19 protein-coding genes and 1 pseudogene are annotated in these 20,861 nt (G+C 32.8%); 9 read left to right on the plus strand and 11 right to left on the minus strand.

Annotated elements, in window-relative coordinates; translation table 11 throughout:
- Positions 1–265 precede the first annotated feature (265 nt).
- The 3 genes from cysC to ACFFLS_RS22980 all read left to right on the plus strand — a co-directional run bounded on the left by cysC (position 266) and on the right by ACFFLS_RS22980 (position 3,197).
- Positions 266–1,495 carry an adenylyl-sulfate kinase gene (gene cysC, locus ACFFLS_RS22970; protein WP_379683073.1) on the plus strand — a complete coding sequence of 410 codons (1,230 nt, stop codon included), beginning with the start codon at positions 266–268 and terminating at the stop codon, positions 1,493–1,495.
- Positions 1,496–1,502: 7 nt separating this feature from the next.
- Positions 1,503–2,468 carry a sulfotransferase family protein gene (locus ACFFLS_RS22975; protein WP_379683072.1) on the plus strand — a complete coding sequence of 322 codons (966 nt, stop codon included), beginning with the start codon at positions 1,503–1,505 and terminating at the stop codon, positions 2,466–2,468.
- Between the two features lie 66 nt (positions 2,469–2,534).
- Complete coding sequence (locus ACFFLS_RS22980; protein ID WP_379683071.1) at positions 2,535–3,197, plus strand: TrmH family RNA methyltransferase; 663 nt, start codon at positions 2,535–2,537, stop codon at positions 3,195–3,197.
- Between the two features lie 84 nt (positions 3,198–3,281).
- Here the strand turns inward: ACFFLS_RS22980 and ACFFLS_RS22985 are convergent, their stop codons facing one another.
- The 7 genes from ACFFLS_RS22985 to ACFFLS_RS23015 all read right to left on the minus strand — a co-directional run bounded on the left by ACFFLS_RS22985 (position 3,282) and on the right by ACFFLS_RS23015 (position 10,780).
- Entirely contained in the window at positions 3,282–4,169 is an 888-nt protein-coding gene (locus ACFFLS_RS22985; RefSeq protein ID WP_379683070.1) for a YARHG domain-containing protein, read from the minus strand.
- On the minus strand, positions 4,166–4,732 hold the full coding sequence (locus ACFFLS_RS22990; RefSeq protein ID WP_379683069.1) for a DUF2306 domain-containing protein: 567 nt from the start codon (positions 4,730–4,732) through the stop codon (positions 4,166–4,168). The genes ACFFLS_RS22985 and ACFFLS_RS22990 overlap by 4 nt, the downstream gene beginning before the upstream one ends.
- 227 nt (positions 4,733–4,959) lie before the next feature.
- Positions 4,960–8,301: a preprotein translocase subunit SecA gene (gene secA / locus ACFFLS_RS22995; RefSeq protein ID WP_379683068.1), complete on the minus strand. Its 3,342-nt coding sequence runs from the start codon at positions 8,299–8,301 to the stop codon at positions 4,960–4,962.
- Positions 8,302–8,388: 87 nt separating this feature from the next.
- Positions 8,389–8,610 carry a DUF2795 domain-containing protein gene (locus ACFFLS_RS23000; RefSeq protein ID WP_007138072.1) on the minus strand — a complete coding sequence of 74 codons (222 nt, stop codon included), beginning with the start codon at positions 8,608–8,610 and terminating at the stop codon, positions 8,389–8,391.
- A gap of 264 nt (positions 8,611–8,874) precedes the next feature.
- Positions 8,875–9,444 carry a cob(I)yrinic acid a,c-diamide adenosyltransferase gene (locus tag ACFFLS_RS23005; protein WP_379683067.1) on the minus strand — a complete coding sequence of 190 codons (570 nt, stop codon included), beginning with the start codon at positions 9,442–9,444 and terminating at the stop codon, positions 8,875–8,877.
- Between the two features lie 34 nt (positions 9,445–9,478).
- Positions 9,479–10,036: a hypothetical protein gene (locus ACFFLS_RS23010; protein ID WP_379683066.1), complete on the minus strand. Its 558-nt coding sequence runs from the start codon at positions 10,034–10,036 to the stop codon at positions 9,479–9,481.
- 57 nt (positions 10,037–10,093) lie between these two features.
- Positions 10,094–10,780 carry an ABC transporter ATP-binding protein gene (locus tag ACFFLS_RS23015; protein WP_379683065.1) on the minus strand — a complete coding sequence of 229 codons (687 nt, stop codon included), beginning with the start codon at positions 10,778–10,780 and terminating at the stop codon, positions 10,094–10,096.
- A gap of 299 nt (positions 10,781–11,079) precedes the next feature.
- Here ACFFLS_RS23015 and ACFFLS_RS23020 point away from each other — a divergent pair, with 299 nt between their 5' ends.
- A complete protein-coding gene (locus tag ACFFLS_RS23020) occupies positions 11,080–11,739 on the plus strand; it encodes a DUF6565 domain-containing protein (protein WP_379683064.1) in 660 nt (219 codons plus the stop codon).
- A gap of 61 nt (positions 11,740–11,800) precedes the next feature.
- Here the strand turns inward: ACFFLS_RS23020 and ACFFLS_RS23025 are convergent, their stop codons facing one another.
- The 4 genes from ACFFLS_RS23025 to ACFFLS_RS23040 all read right to left on the minus strand — a co-directional run bounded on the left by ACFFLS_RS23025 (position 11,801) and on the right by ACFFLS_RS23040 (position 16,106).
- On the minus strand, positions 11,801–12,586 hold the full coding sequence (locus ACFFLS_RS23025; RefSeq protein ID WP_379683063.1) for an O-methyltransferase: 786 nt from the start codon (positions 12,584–12,586) through the stop codon (positions 11,801–11,803).
- Between the two features lie 21 nt (positions 12,587–12,607).
- Entirely contained in the window at positions 12,608–13,093 is a 486-nt protein-coding gene (locus tag ACFFLS_RS23030) for an FKBP-type peptidyl-prolyl cis-trans isomerase (protein ID WP_379683062.1), read from the minus strand.
- Positions 13,094–13,228: 135 nt separating this feature from the next.
- On the minus strand, positions 13,229–15,091 hold the full coding sequence (locus tag ACFFLS_RS23035) for an ABC-F family ATP-binding cassette domain-containing protein (RefSeq protein WP_379683061.1): 1,863 nt from the start codon (positions 15,089–15,091) through the stop codon (positions 13,229–13,231).
- 49 nt (positions 15,092–15,140) lie between these two features.
- The gene (locus ACFFLS_RS23040; RefSeq protein WP_379683060.1) at positions 15,141–16,106 is read right to left on the minus strand and encodes a T9SS C-terminal target domain-containing protein; all 966 of its coding nucleotides are present in this window, start codon (positions 16,104–16,106) and stop codon (positions 15,141–15,143) included.
- Between the two features lie 948 nt (positions 16,107–17,054).
- Between ACFFLS_RS23040 and ACFFLS_RS23045 the strand changes: the two genes are divergently transcribed.
- The 5 genes and pseudogenes from ACFFLS_RS23045 (at position 17,055) to ACFFLS_RS23065 (ending at position 20,793) form a co-directional block, all read left to right on the plus strand.
- Positions 17,055–17,495, plus strand: coding sequence for an adenylyltransferase/cytidyltransferase family protein (locus ACFFLS_RS23045; protein ID WP_379683059.1), 441 nt, complete (start codon positions 17,055–17,057; stop codon positions 17,493–17,495).
- A gap of 8 nt (positions 17,496–17,503) precedes the next feature.
- Positions 17,504–17,644 (plus strand): annotated as a pseudogene (locus ACFFLS_RS23050) (GDP-mannose 4,6-dehydratase); the annotation flags it as partial.
- A 122-nt stretch (positions 17,645–17,766) separates the two neighbouring features.
- Entirely contained in the window at positions 17,767–19,077 is a 1,311-nt protein-coding gene (locus ACFFLS_RS23055; protein WP_379683058.1) for a lipopolysaccharide biosynthesis protein, read from the plus strand.
- Positions 19,067–19,675, plus strand: a complete 609-nt coding sequence (locus ACFFLS_RS23060; protein WP_379683057.1) for an acyltransferase — start codon at positions 19,067–19,069, stop codon at positions 19,673–19,675. The genes ACFFLS_RS23055 and ACFFLS_RS23060 overlap by 11 nt, the downstream gene beginning before the upstream one ends.
- Positions 19,675–20,793: a glycosyltransferase family 4 protein gene (locus ACFFLS_RS23065; protein ID WP_379683056.1), complete on the plus strand. Its 1,119-nt coding sequence runs from the start codon at positions 19,675–19,677 to the stop codon at positions 20,791–20,793. The genes ACFFLS_RS23060 and ACFFLS_RS23065 overlap by 1 nt, the downstream gene beginning before the upstream one ends.
- The last annotated feature ends 68 nt before the right edge of the window (positions 20,794–20,861 follow it).

The raw sequence follows: 20,861 nt of genomic DNA on the forward strand, positions 1-20,861 counted from the left end.
GCTTAGATAAAAATCTGTCTAAATATGTGTGAAAAATCAATATGAAAAGTATTTCACGCAGATTTCTGCAGATCAAATTGGATTTTTAATTCTTGAATGAAGTTGTTTTATTCGATTCCACCCAACGAGTTAATTCTATAATTTATTTAGCTGAAAAATTTGATTAGAGTCTTTTTTTGGACAGAAACATCGAGTGTTTATACCTATTGTTTTAATGTCAGAATTTTTTTAGTTTTAATCTTGAATTAAAAAATCCGAAAGCTAAATGATTCTAATACAGTTTACAGGATTGTCGGGGGCGGGAAAAACTACCTTGGCAGAAAATGTATGTGATTTACTGCAACAAAACGGCTACGAGGCCGAAATTGTTGATGGCGATGTTTACCGAAAAACATTATGCCGGGATTTAGGTTTTTCTAAAGAAGATCGTTGTGAAAATGTCAGAAGACTTTTTAAAGTGGGGCGGGATATTGTAAAAGAGAATAAGATTGTTTTAATGTCTGTCATTAATCCCTATGAAGCTGTTAGGAACGAAATTCGAAGAAATAATTTTGTAAGGACAGTATTTTTAGATTGTTCAATAGGAAATCTAATCGAAAGAGATCCAAAAGGATTGTATAAAAAAGCTTTGCTTCCGGAGAATAATGCTGAAAAAATAAAAAATTTCACAGGTATTGACGATGTTTACGAAAGACCGTTAAATGCCGATTTAGTTCTTAAAACCGATTTAGAACCCTTGTCTCTTTCGGTTCAAAAATTATACAGATTTATTATCGATAATCTACCTACAAACCAATCAAATCTTACTTTTATGAATCCCTCTTCTTCTCAGCTTCCCGTTTTTTTTTCTATCGAAAAACTGCAAAAGGATCTTGCAGTCTGCGAAACCAGTTTATGGACACCTCATTTTAACACCAATCGCTATGAAGGCAATTGGACAAGTGTCTCGCTGCGTTCTCAGTCAGGATTAGAAACCGATATTCTTTCGTTTCCAGATAAAGAATATAAAAACACGCCTTTGCTTGAAAATTGTTCTTGTTTTAAGGAAATCATGGATTGGTTTAAATGCGAAAAAGAAGCTGTGCGTTTACTAAGGCTTGGACCTGGAAGCGAAATAAAAGAACATGTTGATAACGATACTTCGTATGAAGACGGTTTTTTTAGAATTCATATTCCCATTCTAACAAATGATGAAGTGTTTTTTTATATCGATCATAAACGTGTGCAGATGCAGATGGGCGAGTGCTGGTACGGTAATTTCCAGCTGACGCATAGTGTAGAAAACAATAGTACAGAACCAAGGATTCATCTTACGCTCGATTGTATAAGAAACGAATGGTCTGATGAACTGTTTGCCAAAATGGGTTTTGATATCAATGAAACGACGAATAAAAATCAATATTCTGATGAGGTGAAACAGCAGATTATTGCAGAACTTTTAAGAAATCCATCTGAAGTTACGGCTCAAATTATAGCCGAAATTCAGTCAAAATAACTTCGCAATGGAAAAAATGAAACATCCTTTATTCAATTGGATTCCGATTAAATTGGTTGAAAACGAAAATGAAATTTATTTTGAATGGATTTACTTATCTGACTTAACATTGACAGATCCATTTTTTGATGATACTATTGCAAAATGCAGAGCTCATTCTTACAATTCGAAACGATTTAAACTTGTTAGTACAGTAGAAAATCTGATTGAATGGTCTAACGAAATAGAATCTGTAGAATTGAAAGCCTTGATTTTTCATGTTTCAAGATGTGGTTCTACCATGCTCAGCCAGTCTTTGGCGTCTTCTGATGAAAATGTCATGATTTCTGAGGCAGGAATTATTGATCAGATTTTAAGAAGCGAGGCTTTTGATTTACAGTCCAAAAGCGTATTGCTGAAAGCTGTTATTAGTCTCTTAGGTCAAAAACGCTTTTCAGAACAAAAAAATATAATCTTAAAGCTTGATGCTTGGAGTGTTTTTGTCGCTTCTTATTTGAGAAAACTTTTTCCGAAAATACCATTTGCTTTGTTGTATAGAAATCCCGCAGAAGTTTTGCGATCTCATCAAAAAAATTCCGGTATGCATATGGTGCCGAATATAATTCCGGCGAGTGTTTTTGATATTACACAAAGCGAATTACACGAATTGTCTTTACCACAATACCGAGCATTAGTATTGGAGAAATATTTTAAAGCTTTTCTATATTTTTATGGAAAAGACAATAATGTGACTTTACTGAATTACAATGAAGGAATGAAAAATGTGGTAGAAAAATTTATATCCTTTGCAAAACTCCAATATTCTGATGAAGAAATCGAGATAATGCTTGAGCGGCTAAACAGTCATTCCAAAAATAGAAATGAGGTTTTTTGCGGTGATTCTTATGAAGGCGATGCTGTGTTGGCAAATTTGATGAATGTTAATGCATTGCATGAAAAATTGAATGCCGTTTTTGTAGGAGATGTAGTTTGACTAAAATAGTAAAAGATACTTTTTGCTCTTGTATTTATGTGTATTTTTGCGCCAAACATAAATAAAATGATTGATTTAGATTACCTCGAATTCTTAGAAAATATTTTAACAGAAAATAGAAAAGCCAATTTTTTAAAAGTGTTAGAAAATAGGACTAAACATTTTACAGTTGCTGTAGAAGATGTTTACCAAATGCACAACACCAGCGCGGTAATGCGCAGCTGCGAAGTATTTGGGATTCAAGAATTGAATGTAATCGAACAGCGTTTCGGTAAAAGAATAGATAAAGAGATTGCTTTGGGTGCGCAGAAATGGGTAGACATCAATCGTTTTGATTCGGTTTCGGGATGTTTATCTGATTTGAAAAATAAAGGTTATCAGATTATTGCAACAACACCGCACGAAAAAGACTGTATGTTGGAAGATTTTGATATATCAAAACCAAGCGCTTTGTTTTTCGGAACAGAAAAAGAAGGTTTATCAAAAGAAATCATGGACAATGCCGATGGTTTCTTGAAAATACCAATGGTTGGTTTTACCGAAAGCCTGAACATCTCGGTTTCAGCAGCAATTATAATTCAAGATCTAACAAACAGATTAAGAAGATCCGATATTAACTGGAAACTGACTGATGAAGAAATTTTGGTAAAACGTTTGCTTTGGGCGAAGAATTCTATTAAAGATATTAAGAGAATAGAAGAGCGTTATTATCAAGATAATCCAAGATAAATTAGTTTCTAAGTTTCTGAGATGCTAAGCTAAAAAAAAAACTTAAAGCCTTATCGTCTCAGAAACTTAGAATCTTAGAGAAAATTATCTGCCAAAAGTATCGTAATTGTCTTCGGCATATTTTTCGAAACGTTTCAATAGGACAATATTTTGTTGTTCGATTTTTGTCAATTTGTCTTCAACGTTTGTTGAGATTGGAATGTACCATTCGACACCATCAAAAAACTGACGGACTGTCCTGGTTTTAAATGAAAGCCCATGTCTCGCATAAATTGTGTTTCTAAGGATTTCTAAATCAAGTTTTTTAAGGTTTTTAATGTCAGACTCTTCTAGCTTTTGTGTTGAGGAATTGATTTTGAAAATGTCTTGAGAAGCCATTCTGTAAAGAGTAGAGCCATAGTTTTCTTCTTCATTTTCTTCACCTTCTACATGACTTATTTCTTCCTCTTTTGGATTTTCATAATCAACATATAAATCTTCGTTAGGAAGCATTACATTTGGATCGTATTTAAATTCTTTTTTAACCAGTTCGAATTTTCTTTTAGTAACTTCTTTCTTGGTATTGTAAGCTTTCCACATTCCAGAAATTATGGTGTCGTTTACTACGTCAAAATTAAAAACTCCATCATTTTTATCATCTCCAGGCTCTTTGAGGGTAAAATGATACGTGTTTCCTCTTTTTGTCATAACTCCAGTAAGAGGCCTGTTGTTTCCGGCGACTATACTTTGTCCGATAACTTCTTTCGAGGTAATCTTTTTGATGATAATATTAATTGTGTTACGATACCTTTCTTTTTCGGATTTAGTAGCATCGCGTTCTGCAATAATAAAATCACCAACCCAAGACCCGTATAAATCAGTTCGCAACTCTTCTGGTTGTGCTGTTTCTTTTTTGTCCTCGGCTGTGTTTTTTTCTTTCGAGTTACAAGAAAACAATAAAGCTGCAGCTAATAAATAAACTAGTTTTTTCATTTTTTTGATTGGTTATAAAGATAATATTCGATAATTAATAAATTGGGAATCCAGCCAAGCCATGCGATAATTTGATAAACATCCATTGGAGCGGGGTGAAATAGGTTTACAAGAATGACTTTCCATAGACGCAATGTTATGGCCGAAAAAGTAAGGGCAAAACTGCGTAACATAAAAGCTTTATGTAACGAGATTTTTTTATTTTTTATGGTGGTAAAACCTTTGAGCGTAAAATAAAACCACAAAACAGAAAGGATGCAGAAGGATATTTTTGAGTAAAATCCACCATTAGCAAAAAGTCCAATAAATAAACCTGAAGGTGCGCTTAGAAAAAGAACCATAAAAACATATATTTTCCCAATCATTTGGTGAATCTTTGGATATGTTTTTAATAGGACATCATTAAATTGTGAAAAGCCAGCTAACAACACAAAAATAGAAGAGCAGACATGAATATAGAAAAACACAAGATACAAAGGAATCTCTGCGACTTCTGTTTGTTTAATTTGAAGAAAAGCAGCGTCAGTTTTAAATGGAAAATACTGCAGTGTAATCTTAATCATTAATATGAAAAAGTAACTAAAAAATATTGTCAGTAATAATGGAAAATAAGATTTAATATAATTTTTCAATTTCGGCTTTAAGGTTTTTTTGACGAGCAAATGTAGGAAAAAGATTCCTATGAGGTGTTGTGAAACTCAATACTGTTATGGTGAAAAATAAAAAAATCTCCGACTATTAAATAATCGGAGATTTTATGTTTTGACCTCTAGATGTGGTTCTTATAGAATTATTTAACCAAAACCCAAGTTCCTGCAGCAATTAAACTTTCTGCTTTTTTGAACTTCATAGTTTCTGTTTTTCCAGTTGAAACTTCCTGAACGATAACATTGTCGTTTCTGTTGATCTTCGGCATATCTCTTACGATAGTTTCTGTAACTTGACGCTGTTGTGTTTCGCCCGCTTCACGGTTGATATCTTCGCTGTTCGGAATTTCGTCTTTACTTAATTTAAAGTTTTCTTTTTGACGAACTTCTCGTGCTTCATGAATTTCAGGAGTGTTTTGAGCTGGCAAATCACCTTTGAATAAGAACGAAATAACTTCTTTGTTAACGTTGTCTAACATTCCTCTAAACAAGTTGAAAGCTTCTAATTTGTAGATAAGCAACGGATCTTTTTGTTCGTGAACAGCCAATTGAACAGATTGTTTCAATTCGTCCATTTTGCGTAAGTGTTTTTTCCAAGCTTCGTCAACGATAGAAAGCGTGATGTTTTTCTCGAAATCAGCAATTAACTGAGCTCCTTCGCTATCATAAGCTTTCTTCAAATCTGTTACAACATTCAAAGTTTTGATTCCGTCTGTAAACGGAACAACAATTCTTTCGAAATGATTGTTTGGTTCTTCAAAAACTCCTTTTATGATTGGGAAAGCTTCTCTTGCACTTCTTTCTGTTTTTTCTGTATAGAATGCTAAAGCTTCTTTGTACACTTTTCCAGTAACTTCGATATCAGATAATTTTACGAAATCTGCTTCAGAGATTGGAGAAGTAATTCCGAAATAACGAATTAAATCAAATTCATATCCTTTATAATCGTTTGCGACTTTATTTTGACTCACAATTAATTCGCAAGTATCATAAAGCATGTTTGCGATATCCAATTTCAAACGTTCGCCAAACAAAGCGTGACGACGACGTTTGTAAACTACTTCACGTTGTGAGTTCATTACGTCATCATATTCTAATAAACGTTTACGAACACCAAAGTTATTTTCTTCTACTTTTTTCTGTGCACGTTCGATAGATTTAGTCATCATAGAATGCTGGATGACTTCACCTTCTTTAAGTCCCATTCTGTCCATTACTTTAGCAACTCTTTCAGAACCAAATAAACGCATTAAGTTATCTTCAAGCGAAACGTAGAATTGAGAACTTCCTGGGTCTCCCTGACGACCAGAACGACCACGCAACTGTCTGTCTACACGACGAGAATCATGACGTTCTGTACCAACGATTGCCAAACCTCCTGCAGCTTTTACTTCTGGAGATAATTTGATATCGGTACCACGACCAGCCATATTTGTTGCGATAGTTACAACTCCGGCTTTACCAGCTTCTTCAACGATTTGTGCTTCTTGCTTGTGCATTTTCGCATTCAATACGTTGTGTGTGATTCCTCTCATTTTTAGCATACGGCTTAATAATTCTGAAATCTCTACAGAAGTTGTTCCGATCAGTACTGGTCTTCCAGCATTTGATAATTCAGTAACATCTTCAATAACAGCATTGAATTTTTCACGTGTTGTTTTATAGATATAATCTTCTTTGTCAATTCTAGCAATTCCGCGGTTTGTTGGAATTTCAACAACATCCAGTTTGTAAATTTGCCATAACTCGCCAGCTTCAGTAACAGCAGTACCTGTCATACCAGCTAATTTGCTGTACATTCTGAAATAGTTCTGTAATGTTACAGTAGCAAAAGTCTGCGTTGCCGCTTCGATTTTTACATTTTCTTTTGCTTCAATCGCTTGGTGTAGTCCGTCTGAGTAACGACGACCATCCATGATACGACCAGTTTGCTCATCGACAATCATAATTTTGTTGTCCATAATCACGTATTCTACATCTTTTTCAAAAAGAGCATATGCCTTTAAAAGTTGCGTTAGTGTATGAATACGCTCGCTTTTTACACCAAAATCTTGAAACAATCTTTCTCTTGCTTCTGCTTCAGCATCTTTGTCTAGTTTTTGTTTTTCGATTGCAGCGATTTCAGTTCCGATATCTGGTAAAACGAAGAAATCGGCATCTGTATCTCCAGAAAGGTATTTGATACCATTATCTGTTAATTCTACTTGATTATTTTTTTCTTCAATCACAAAGTACAAAGCTTCGTCAACTTTATGCATTTCGCGATTGTTGTCCTGCATATATTGATTTTCGGTTTTTTGAAGCAATTGTTTGATTCCTTCTTCACTCAAAAATTTAATTAATGCTTTATTTTTAGGTAAAGATCTGTAAGCTCTTAACAATAAGAAGCCTCCATCTTTAGTATTTCCTTCTTTGATTAATTTTTTAGCTTCAGCTAAGAAACCGTTTGCTAACTGACGTTGTTGTGCAACTAAGTTTTCAATTTTTGGTTTCAATTCGTTAAATTCATGACGATCTCCTTGCGGAACTGGTCCTGAAATGATAAGAGGTGTTCTAGCATCATCAATTAATACAGAATCGACCTCGTCGACGATTGCGAAATTGTGTTTTCTCTGTACTAAATCGCTTGGCGAGTGCGCCATATTATCTCTTAAGTAGTCAAAACCAAATTCGTTATTGGTTCCGTAAGTGATATCAGCATCGTAAGCTTTTTTTCTAGCTTCAGTACTTGGCTGGTGATTATCTATACAATCTACAGATAAACCGTGGAACTCAAATAAAGGAGCTTTCCATGTGCTGTCACGTTTTGCTAAGTAGTCGTTCACCGTTACTAAGTGAACTCCATTTCCTGTTAAAGCATTTAAGTAAAGCGGAAGAGTAGCAACCAAAGTTTTACCTTCTCCCGTTTGCATTTCGGCAACTTTACCTTCGTGCAAAACCATACCACCAATCAACTGAACATCGTAGTGAATCATATCCCAAGTAATATCTTTTCCGGCCGCATTCCATTTGTTTGCCCAGATAGATTTTTCACCCTCAATTGTAATATATGGTTTTGTTGCAGAAAACTCGCGGTCTTTTGGAGTTGCTGTAACTTCAACATATGAATTCTCTTTAAAACGACGAGCCGTTTCTTTTACTACAGAAAATGCTTCTGGAAGAATTTCTAATAAAGTTTTTTCAGAGCTTTCATAAGCTTCTTTTTCAAGAGCGTCTATAGCATCATAAAGATCTTCTCTTTTATCGATGTCTTCGATGTTTTCTACTTCAGCTTTAAGAGAAGCAATTTTGGCATCTTTATCAGCTCTTGCATCTTTAATTTTTTGTTTAAAATAAACGGTTCTAGCTCTCAATTCGTCATTAGACAAATTGATTAATGTAGATTCGAATGTTTTAATTTTGTTTAAATAAGGTTGTAAAGCTTTGACATCTTTTTGCGATTTATCGCCTACAAAGACTTTAATGATACTGTTTATGAAACTCATGATTTATTGTATTTCTATTTTATGTATATATATTTGAGCCAAAAAAAAAGTCTCTATGATGAGAGACTTTTTCATTTGGTTTATTTTCTAATATTCATCCTCATTCCAAAGATAATCTTCGTCTGTTGGATAATCAGGCCAAATTTCTTCCATAGATTCATATATCTCGCCTTCATCTTCGATAGACTGAAGGTTTTCTACTACTTCTAATGGAGCACCTGCTCTAATAGCGTAGTCTATAAGTTCGTCTTTGTTAGCAGGCCATGGCGCATCACTTAAATAAGATGCTAATTCTAATGTCCAATACATCTGTTATCTATTTAGTTTGTGCAAAAATAATTTTTTTACTGAAAAAGACAAGTAAATTTTGATTTATTTTAATAAAATTTAAGAACGTCTCTTGTTAAATTCCAATAATTGATATAAAATCCTAATTTTTAAACTCCAAATCCCCAATAAATAGTAGTGGAATCTCTTTTTTTTAGAACCTTATTTCTATAATTTAAAATTCGAAAGAATTTGTTTTTTTTCTTTGGAATTTGGGATTTGAAAAAATTGGAATTTTAAGAAAATTTACTTTCTCGGAATCCATTTCACTTCCTCCGCTTTTAAGTCAAACGACAACTTCCGTGCCAAGACAAAAAGGTAGTCAGAAAGTCGGTTTAAGTACATAATTGCGATTTCTGGAACGTGTTCATTATGGCTTAAATGTACTGCTAAACGTTCTGCGCGACGGCATATACAACGTGCAATATGACAATGTGACACAGTCGGATGACCGCCTGGTAAAACAAAATGAGTCATTGGTGGAAGGCTTTCATCCATTTTGTCTATTTCGTTTTCGAGTAATTCGATATCTGAATCAATTATTCCAAGATTTTCTAAACGAAGTTTCCCATTTTTTAAAACTTCTTTTTCTTGAGGAGTTGCCAAAATGGCACCAACGGTAAAAAGACGATCTTGGATTTCAATTAAAATGGTTTTGTAATGTGTGTCGATTTCCTGATCACGTATTAAACCAATATAAGAGTTCAGTTCGTCAACAGTTCCATAGCTGTCAATACGGATATGGTCTTTAGGCACTCGTGTTCCTCCGAATAGAGCCGTTGTTCCTTTATCGCCTGTTTTGGTATATACTTTCATTTTTTTAAGATGCTGAGATGCTAAGTTCTTTAGATTAGTCTTTAGAAAAACCGAGTTCACTGGTTAGTTTTTTGAATTCTAATTCTGCTTTTTGGTTAAAACTTCCATTCAAATCGGCAGTTTCTGCAGATGATTCAAGCTGTGAGCAGGCTATGCAAACCATGGTCTGGCAAATCACTTCGTTGTTTCTAAAATAAACAAATCCCAGTCTTGGTTCGTAACAACCAGCAATGTTCGGATTTTCGAACATTTTTTTATCGCTGAGAATTGTATTTAATTTTGAAATTTGCTGCTGATTAAGTTTTTGTTTTTTACGAATGGTGCTTATATATTGTCCTTTTTCGTTAATTGGAGGATAATAATCTTCGCCAGAAAATCCGATATAATCAATTCCAATAACCGAATCACATTCAAAACCTTTCAGATACGATAAATTACTTTTGATTTTTATTTTAACTGGATTTTCAGTCAGCCATTTTATTTCGGTTTTCGGCGCTTTGGGCGGCAGAGAAATATGAGTGTTTTTGTTCTCTATTTCCTTTTTGCAGCAAGCAAAAGTTAGAAGAATAAATAAAAAGTAAAATAAACGCATATTCTCATTTTAGGTTTAGAGTTCAGTTTTTAGCTTAAGATTGGTTTAAAGCTAAAATTACTTAGTTGTATCGCTTTCAATTAATCCGTCTCTTAAACGAATTATACGGTGCGCATAGGCAGCGATATCTTCTTCGTGTGTTACAAGAATCACAGTATTTCCTTGAGAGTGAATATCACCAAAAAGTTTCATGATTTCTACAGAAGTTTTACTATCTAAATTTCCTGTTGGCTCATCGGCCAAAATAATCGAAGGTTTGTTAACCAAAGCTCTGGCTACAGCAACACGCTGACGCTGTCCTCCAGAAAGCTGGTTGGGTTGGTGATCCATTCTATCGGCAAGATTTACTTGTTTTAAAACTTCGGTAGCACGGGCAACTCTTTCCGATTTTCCGTAGCCAGCATAAATCATTGGTAAGGCAACATTGTCGAGAGCGGTTGTTCTTGGCAAAAGGTTAAAGGTTTGAAAAACAAATCCAATCTCTTTGTTTCGGATTTCTGCCAATTCATCATCGCGCATCTTGCTGACATCTTTCCCATTCAAGATATAATTTCCGGAAGTTGGAGTGTCTAGACAGCCCAATAAATTCATTAAAGTTGATTTTCCAGATCCAGATGGCCCCATTAAAGCCACGTATTCACCTTTTTTTATTTCTAAATTAACACCTTTTAAAACATAAACGATTTCATTTCCTAGAACAAAATTTCGTCTTATGTCGGTTATTTTAATTAATGGTTCTGCCATTTGTCTTACAATTTTTGGATTTAAAAGTACAAAACACTTTTCAATATTTTATAAGTAGTGCCAAATAGCTTTTTGTTACAGAAATCAGTTTCCTTTTTTATGTCTTGAGATTCTTCTATTAATATGTTTTTCTAAAGAAAAAACAATTATATTATTTTGGTCTTATTTTGCATAATTCTTACTATTTTTTGTTTTTTATAGTTTTTATATGTTTTTAATCTTTAAAACGTGGTAATGATGTAATTTAAACCGTTAATGTTTGAGTAGATTTGACATGTATTAATTAAACAATCAAAATTATGAAAAATATAAAAATAGCAGCAGTAATTGCATTATTAGGTTTAGGATTTACTTCATGTAAAGATGAAAAACAAGAAAAAGCACAAAAGACGATTGATTCTTATGTAGCTTATGTTGATTCTGTAAAAAATGTTTCAGCAGAAAATTTAAAAGAAAACTGGACATCAGTAGAATCAGAATATGATAGAAGAGCAGCAGAAGCTGATGCAGCTTTGGCAGATTTGAAAGACAACACGGCAGCGACCGAAAAAATCAGTTCTAGTAAAACAAAATTCGAAGAATTTAAAAATGAAATGACCACCGTTTTTGCCCCTCCGGCCGCTAGTCCAAAACAGCAATTAAGAGATGCGCTTTTTGGTGCAGGAAAAATTGGTGACGATATGAATTTCAGCTGGGTGAATGCACAAAATATTCACAGCGTTTATCAGCAGTTTGTTCATACTGTAGAAGATAATAAAGATAAATATTCGCGTGAAGACTGGGATGAAATCAAGTTGATGTACGAAGCGCTAGACAGTCGTAAAAATACAGTTGAAAAAGAAGGCTTAACATCAGAAGATAACAGAAAAATTGCTGGTTTGAAAGTTAAATTCGCACCAATGTACACAGTAAACAGAATGGGTGCTAAATCTGAAGAGAACAAAGAAGCAAAAAAATAATTTATTATAATTTTGAATTAGATAGAAACGAAAAAGACAATCGATACTGATTGTCTTTTTTTTATGCTCGAATTATAAAATGTTCTTTTTCTTGTTCATACCTAAAAAATACAAATCCCCATTGAAAGGTATCAATGGTAACTTTTACTTTTGGGTGATTTTTAATGATTTTCCAAGCTTCTTCCATATCTTTTGACCAGTGTATGTCATCAAAAATCCAAACTGAATCGTTGTGAACTGTATGCAGCAATAATTCAAAATAATCTAAAGTTGCTTGTTTTGAATGATTGCCGTCGAAGTATATTAAGTCAAAATGTTCAGTCTCTGGTTTTGTGCTGATTTTTTGAAGATAATTCCCAAATTCTGTTATAATCGGATTTACATTCGAACAATCAAACTGGTCTAATTGATTTTTTGCCGTTCCTCCAGTCTCAGGACATCCTTCAAGAGTGATTACTTTTGCTTTGGGATTTCCAAGAGAAAGAGCTGCAGTGGCTAACCCCAAAGAAGTTCCGATTTCTAGAATGTTTTTGGGCTGCAAATAACTCGTAACACGAAAAAGTAATTTTGCTCTTTTTGAAGTGATTCCGGCTGTTTTTGCAATTTTAGAAATCTGCCTCCTGTTTGATTTGAATACTTTAGAGCCAGCTCCAAAATCGGTAACTTCTATAAAGTTGTGATTTTCTAAAAGAGATTTGCGATAATTGTTTAAAATCGAATATTCAGGTTTGGTCTTTTTATCGTAAAAACATTTCGTCAGCAAATAAAAAACAAACGGCGAATGAACGCCGTGCTCGTTTTTAGATTCCCAGAGAAATTTTAGGTAAGCTTTTAATTGAAAAAACATTTATTAGTTTTCAGTTCAAATTTAATCGTTTACCGAAATTAGTTTAATATCAAAAATTAAAACAGAACCTGCCGGAATCCCGTTTTTTGCATAACTTCCGTAACCTAAATGTGCTGGAATCAAAAGAACTCCGCTACCGCCTTCTTGAAAATAAGGAATGCCTTCTATCCATCCTTGAATTAATCTATCTAACTGAAAAGTTGCTCCATCAGTATTACTTTGATCAAAAACAGAACCGTTTATAAGATGTCCTTTGTAAGCGACTGTTACGCTACTCGTACTAGAAGCTCGTTTGCCAGTTCCTTGTTCGTTAACAATAACATACAAACCAGTTCCTGTGGCCATTGCTTTAGCAGTAAGATTATTTTTGGCTAAGTAATCTGTAATTTGTGCTTCATTTTCAGTAGAATAATCTTTAGGCGTAATATCAGCAGGATTTTTTCCGCCATCTATAGAACAAGATGAAAGCAATGTTACAGTAAATAATAATGCTAATAGTTTTTTCATGATAATAGTGTTTTTTTTGAGATTGCTAATATAATAAAAATTAGTTTGTTTGTTTTTTTACAGATTTTGACAATAAAAACGCAAGATTTACAGATTTAGTGCAATTTTGTTTTTTGCAAATTTCTGAAGTTAGTTCTATCCTTCAAGTTTTGCCGAAAGTTCAAACCAACGCTCTTCTTTTGCGTCTATTTTGCTTATGATATGCTGCAGTTCGTTTGCTTTTTTCTCTATATCATTATCCGCTACTTTTCCGTCAGAAAATAATTGTTCGATTTTAGTCTTTTCAATTTCTAAATCTTTAATTTCTCTTTCGATTTTTTGATATTCTTTTTGTTCGTTGAAACTAAGATTTCCTGTTGGGTTATTTTGTTTCCAGTCTTTCTTTTCAGCTTTGTTCTCCTCTTTTTGGGCGACATCGGCGCTATCTTCATAAGCTCTAAAGTCGGAATAATTTCCTGGAAAATTTTCGATTTCGCCCTGTCCTCTAAAAACAAATAAATAATCTACAATTTTATCCATAAAATAACGATCATGAGAAACTACCAATAAGCATCCTGGATAATCGAGAAGAAAACTTTCCAGAACGTTTAGAGTCACAATATCCAAATCGTTTGTTGGCTCATCTAGAATTAAAAAATTCGGATTCTGAATCAAAACGGTACATAAGTATAAACGTTTTAATTCTCCTCCGCTTAATTTTTCGACATAATCGTACTGTTTTTTCGCATCAAAAAGAAAACGTTCCAATAATTGCGAAGCCGAAATGATTTTTCCTTTTGTGAGCGGAATATATTCTCCGTATTCTTTTATGATATCGATAACACGCTGTCCTGGTTTCGGATTTATTCCAGATTGCGTATAGTAGCCAACTTTTATAGTATCGCCTTTTACCACTCGTCCGCTGTCTGGCGGAATTGTACCTGTAAGAAGATTTAAGAAAGTCGATTTTCCAGTTCCGTTTTTACCAATAATTCCGATTCTTTCACCACGTTGGAAATCGAAACTGAAATCATCCAGAATGATACGGTCTTTGAATTTTTTAGAAAGTTTATGGATCTCAATAATCTTGCTTCCCATTCTTTCCATATTAATTTCAAGCTCGACTTTATTTTCTTTTCTTCGGCTCTGAGCTTTTTCCTTAATAACGTAAAAATCGTCCTGACGTGATTTAGATTTGGTCGTTCTCGCTTTTGGCTGGCGACGCATCCATTCTAACTCTTTTACAAATAAGTTTTTAGCTTTATCAATGCTGGCATTTTCAGAAGAGATCCTTTCTTCTTTTTTTTGCAAGTAATAAGAATAATTTCCTTTGTACTGATATAGTTTTCCGTTGTCTAATTCGATGATTTCATTGCAGACACGTTCTAAAAAGAAACGGTCGTGCGTTACCATAAACAGCGTAATGTTTTCTTTAGCAAAATAACTTTCAAGCCATTCAATCATTTCAAGATCTAAATGGTTTGTCGGCTCATCCAAAATCAATAAATCCGGACGATTGATTAGAATGATAGCCAGCGAAAGACGTTTTTTTTGGCCTCCCGAAAGATTCTTTACTTTAAGTTTAAAATCTTCCAGTTTTAGTTTGAATAAAATCTGTTTGTACTGTGTTTCAAAATCCCAAGCATTATGCTGGTCCATGGCATCAAAAGCTTTTTGATAGGCTTCTGTGTCATCTGGATTTTCCAAAGCCTTTTCGTAAGCTTCAATTACTTTCAAAGCTTCATTGTCAGAAGCAAAAATACTTTCTTCAATGGTAAGCTCATCCTGCAGGTTATTGTCCTGAGAAAGAAACGCCATTCTGATTCCTTTTCTCAATACAACTTGACCAGTATCTGGCTCTTCAATGCCATTGATAATGCTCATCAGCGTGGTTTTGCCCGAACCGTTTTTAGCAATAAAAGCGATTTTCTGGTCTTTGTTGATTCCAAATGAAATATTGTCAAAAAGGACTCTTTCGCCAAATGACTTTGATATATTTTCTACAGATAAGTAATTCACAAGAATAAAATTTTTTGCAAAAGTAAGGTATTATATCGCGATTTACGAATTATTTATGGAGATACAAACCGAGAACAGGGCTCAAATCTAAATAATGAATTTGCTGAGGTGTATTTATGATAGGTTTGCGAATAAGGGATTCGTTTGTAATAAAATAATGAAGGCCGTCTTTGGATGCAATTCCTTCTATTTGATGAAAAGGAAGTTTTAAATTAATTTTTCGCTTGTTGCCTGAAGTGAAATCGAAGTTTTTAAAATCATACAAAATATACAAAAATGATTTTCCGGTTTTGGAGTACCCGCACAAGACGACTATTTTTTTGTCTTCAAAATAAACAGCTCCGGTAACAAGTCCTTCTGTGTCTAATGTAGATTTTAACTGGGCAGTCTGATTTCCTTCTTGTTTTGACAGGCTGTAAATGCTCGTTTTTGAGGAATTCCACTGTTTTGTAAACAAATAAATACTGTCTTTTGAGATTATAAATGCCTCGCAGTCAAAGTTAGTTTTATTAGGTTTTGAAGCAGAAAAATCGGTTTGATCTGAATAATTGAAAGCGATTTTTTCGACTATTGGATTTTCTTCTAAAAAAGAGTTCTTTTCAATTTTCAATATCTGAAGGTTTTTTCTGTTGCCTGAATAATTGTTTCCGAAATCACCCATGTAAATGTATAAACTGTCTTGCGATATTTCTTCCCAATCATGGTTAGTAACTTGATTCAGAATTATTTTCTTTTTGATTTTTCCTAGTGAATCAATTCCGTAAATCGTTTTGTCGTGATCGTCGTTATGTGTCCAAAGCAGTTTGTTAAAAGCAATCAAGCCCGAGGTTTCTTTGATTGAATCGTTTATTCTGTATGAATATTGAGGTTTTACTTTAAGATTTTCATAGTGACAGCTCCCGTCATTTAAAGTAGCATCAGGATTGTAGTCTTTGGAAAGAGGATCTGTACAACCTGAAATTTGGCCATAAACTGAAATTCCAAACAAGTAAAAGAGTATCGTGATGTTTTTCATTTAAACATAATGTTTGATAACGTATTCTTCGGGTAAATTTCTATTAAAATTGATTGAAATCAAATCTCGATTTTTCGAAGATTATAGTAATAGTGTAAAATACCTGTTTTAATTTTAAAATAGCATTGTAATTTAAAAATAGGAAGGAATACAATTTATTATGAAATATAAAACTAGTGAAACATTTAAAGCAATTTGCTAATTACAAGATTTAGTTTGGCTTTTATTCTTCATTTTGGTGATACTCAAAAGAGTTTAAATATTAAGAATTGAAATATATAGGAATAGATTAATATTGATGTAAGATATTTCTATTAGAATATATTAAAACATGTTTTACAAACTAATTACTGGTTATTTGATAATTATGATAGTTACGAATAAATTAATTGATTTTTTATTATTATTTTTCATATTTTTACTTGTAATAATCAATAAACCAATAAGATATAGAGTAAATCTTAAGTTTAATTGATTTGAGTCAAATGTTGCGATTTATTTAAGATTTTCATAAATGACAGCTTCTGTCATTTGAAATAGTATTGAACTGTAATCTTTGAAAAGAGCATCTGTACAGGTAGAAAACTGTACCATATTGATCAAATATTAAGAAAATGGTAATGTTGTTTTTTTTCATTTATTAGAGTAAATGACTGTAAAGAAATAAGCTTTTATAGGCAATAACTCTTCATTAAATTCTTCACTTATACGCCTTTTAAACAACGTGCCTACTGATTGACCTAAACGTCAAATTTATAATAATATAAGGCAATTCTTATTTTTAGGCTTTTTTCAAGCTTCTCTGTTGAATACTTTTGCAAAAAATTGAAAAACAGTCTTTGTCATTAGTTCAATTTTTATGAATTATAAAGTAATTAATTTCCAATATTATGTGACTTGGAGATGCGAAGCCGTACCATGATATGAGCAATTTAAAATTTGAAAAACATGAAAATAGGAATAACGTTTAGTGCTTTTGATCTCCTTCATGCTGGTCATATTAAAATGTTGGAAGAAGCAAAAGAACAATGTGATTATCTAATTGTGGGGTTACAAACCGACCCGACAGTGGACAGACCTGAAAAAAATAAACCTACACAAACTGTTGTTGAAAGATATATTCAGCTTAAAGGATGCAAGTTTGTAGACGAAATTATTCCTTATTCTACCGAGCAAGACTTGGAAGATATTTTGAGATCGTTTAAAATTGACGTCAGAATTCTTGGTGAAGAATATAAAGACAAAAAATTTACAGGAAGAGATTATTGCGAGCAAAAAGGAATTGTACTTCATTTTAATGTTCGAGATCATCGGTTTTCAAGTAGCGGTTTAAGGAAAGAAGTTGCAGGTAGGGAATTGGCTAGGGAGAAATTAAATTCAAAAAATTAAAACCAGAAAAAAAATATACCCAAGCTTATAACGTGTTTGCTTGTAATGCTATTTTGTTCAATGATGAATCTTCAAGACGTGGCGAAACTTTTGTAACCCGTAAAATCAAAATGGCAACCGCAGCTATTGCAAAAGGTAAGCAAGAGTGTTCTTTGTCTTGGAAACCTAAATATGATTTGGTAGCATTGGTTAAAGAGATGGGCGCTGGCGATTTGTGGTTGGTTAAAAAAAAGTGTAATTGTTGGAGAAAAGTTGAAAAGTATCAAAATTAATGAAAGAAAAGATTTCCAAATTTAAAGCGTATCCTAAATATAGTGATTGGATACACTGGGGGAAGTTAATAAGTATTACAGGAGGAGCTCAGGTTTTAATTCAGATTATTAGTTTTGGGTGTGGTCTTTTTATCATTAGAAGTTTTTCAATTGCTGAATATGCTATTTATACACTTGCTAATACGATGTTGGGTGCTATGAATATATTAGCAGATGGAGGCATTGTTTCGGGAGTAATTGCAGAAGGAGGAAAAGTTTGGCAGGATAAGAATAAATTAGGAGCGGTTATTTCTACCGGAATGAATTTAAGAAAAAGATTTGCTCTTGGAAGTGTTTTAATTGCTGGCTCAGTGTTGATTTATTTATTGATGCATAATAATGCCAGTTGGTATTATTCCCTTTTGATATTACTGTCGTTAATTCCTGTTTTCTACGCGAATCTTTCTGATTCTTTGCTAGAGGTTGCGCCTAAACTACATCAGGATATAAAACCTTTACAAAAAAACGCAGTAATGGCAAACATGGGAAGATTATTATTGACAATTCCCTCTGTTTTTTTTATTCCTTTTACACCAATTGCAATAATTGCTACTGGCATACCAAGAATAATAGCAAATTTTAAGCTAAAAAAAATATCCAATAAGTTTACTTCTAATCAAAAAGAAGATGTTCAAATCAAGAAGAATATTTTGCATATGGTCAGCCGTATTTTGCCTGTTGAGGTGTACAATATTTTTTCAACTAACATAAGCGTTTGGATTTTGTCAATTATTGGGGCAACTGCTTCTATTGCACAAGTAGGAGCATTATTTAGAATAGGAGCGGTTTTATCATTATTTAATATTCTGTTTAACACTATCATAGTACCTCGTTATTCAAGATTGCAAAATATAAAAAAAGAGCTGTTTGATAAAATGATAAAAATTCAATTACTTTTATTTGGCATTAGTGTTATCATTATTTTTTTTACATGGCTTTTTTCATTTAAAATAATTTGGCTTTTAGGAAGTAACTATAAAAATTTAGATTTTGAACTAGTTTTGACAGTAACTATTTTTTGCCTTAACATAATATATACTGTAATCTATACACTTTGTAGAGGAAGAGGTTGGGTTATAAATCCAATTTTCAACATAGGTATTAATCTACTATCCATAGTATTGTGCGCTTTAATTTTTGACATTACAAGCTTAAAAGGGATTTTAATTTTTAATATTACTATATCAGCAGTTCTGGTAGTAATGCATGTTGGGTATTCTTATTTTAGATTGTACCAGCTAAAAGATATGAAAAACATTTATGGATCATAGGAAAAAATATGAATTAGATATTCAAAATAGATCCCTGTTTCGTTATTATTTAGGTTTAGGAGCAAGATTAAAAAAACACTTGTATTATTCTTATGCTCGTTTCATTGCCAGAAAAAATGGTGCAACAATAGGTGATAATGTTGTTATGCCTTTTTCATTGGCGAGAAGAGCAAACAATAATCTGATTATTGGTAATAATAGTTCAATACAAACAGATTTAATAGATTTAAGAACAAATGTTACTATTGGTAGTAACGTAATAATAGGTTCAGGAGTTGAAATTTTAACCTGCAGTCATCTGATTGACTCCCCTGACTGGGAATTTAAGGCGCATGGAATATTGATTGAAGACTATGTTTGGATAGCAACGCGAGCATTTATTTTGCCAAGCTGTAGAAAAATTGGCTATGGAGCAGTTTGTGCAGCAGGATCTTTAGTCGCTAATGATGTAGAAACAATGAGCGTTATTAGCGGTAATCCAGCATTACATTTAAAAACAAGAAGTCAAGTTCATTCCAATTTGGTTGTGCCATCTCTTTTAGGAGGTGATTTGACGATTTATATTCAAACTTGGAATAAAAGAAAAATAAAAATTTGATGAGAATAAATATAGCGGCATCCCATCGTTTTCATTTATTAGATTTAGCAAGAGAATTAGAAATATTAGGACATGAGGTTCGCTTTTATTCATATGTGCCAACAAGGAGAGCTATTAAATATGGTTTAAAAAAAGAGTCAAGTTTTTCATTGTTTGTTATAATGTTGCCTTTTTTAATATTAGTAAAATTATCAAAAAAACCTTCGTTTTCACTGAAATTAGTTAATTGGGCATTAGATACTTATTTGTCCTTTTTTATGAAGCCATGTGATGTTTATATTGCCTTAGGGACTGTTTATAAAAAATCGTTTGTAACTGCAAAAAAAAGATTTAATGCAGTTACTATATTAGAATGGGGAAGTAAACATATTGAAGAACAACAAAGAATTTTATCTCAAATTCCCAAAGCAGTGCAACAGGATAGGTATTCTTTAAATCGTTCTTTGACAGGTTATAAACTTGCTGACTATATAGCTATAGCTTCTGATCATGTCAAACAAAGTTTTATTGAACGAGGTGTTTCTGAACATAAGCTAATTCAAAATCCGTATGGAGTAGATTTATCTATGTTTTCGCCTACTGAATTGTCTTCTGATGAGATTTATGATGTGATTATGGTTGGTGGCTGGAGATATGAAAAAGGATGTGATTTATTAGTTGATTATTTTGAAAAATCAAGTTTGACATTTCTGCATGTAGGTACAATAATAAATTTGGATTTTCCTAAATTTAGTAATATGACTCATATTGATTCTGTAGATCAGACTAAACTAATCAATTATTATAAGAAAGCAAAAGTATTTGTCTTGCCTTCTAGAGCAGAAGGCTTAGCAATGGTACAAGCACAAGCATTAGCATGTGGATTACCAATTGTATGCACAAAAGATACGGGAGGTAGAGATTTAAGAAATATGTTAAAAGATAAAAAGTGGATTATAGAATTGGAGGATTTTAATATTGAAGCCTTAGATAAAGCAATAAAAGAGGCATTAATATTAGCAGCAACACAGACAAGCATTAGGTCATATACCACAAACATAATGAATTCTTTAGATTGGAAAGCTTACGGGCTTAGATACAATGAAAATTTAGAAAATATTTGTATTAATGTTAAATAAGTTTAAACAAAAGACTTCTTATTTCTTAATCATATTTTCTATTATAGAGATAGTGTTTTTCTTTAATA

This window comes from Flavobacterium procerum, from assembly GCF_042431625.1.
GTDB lineage: Bacteria > Bacteroidota > Bacteroidia > Flavobacteriales > Flavobacteriaceae > Flavobacterium > Flavobacterium procerum.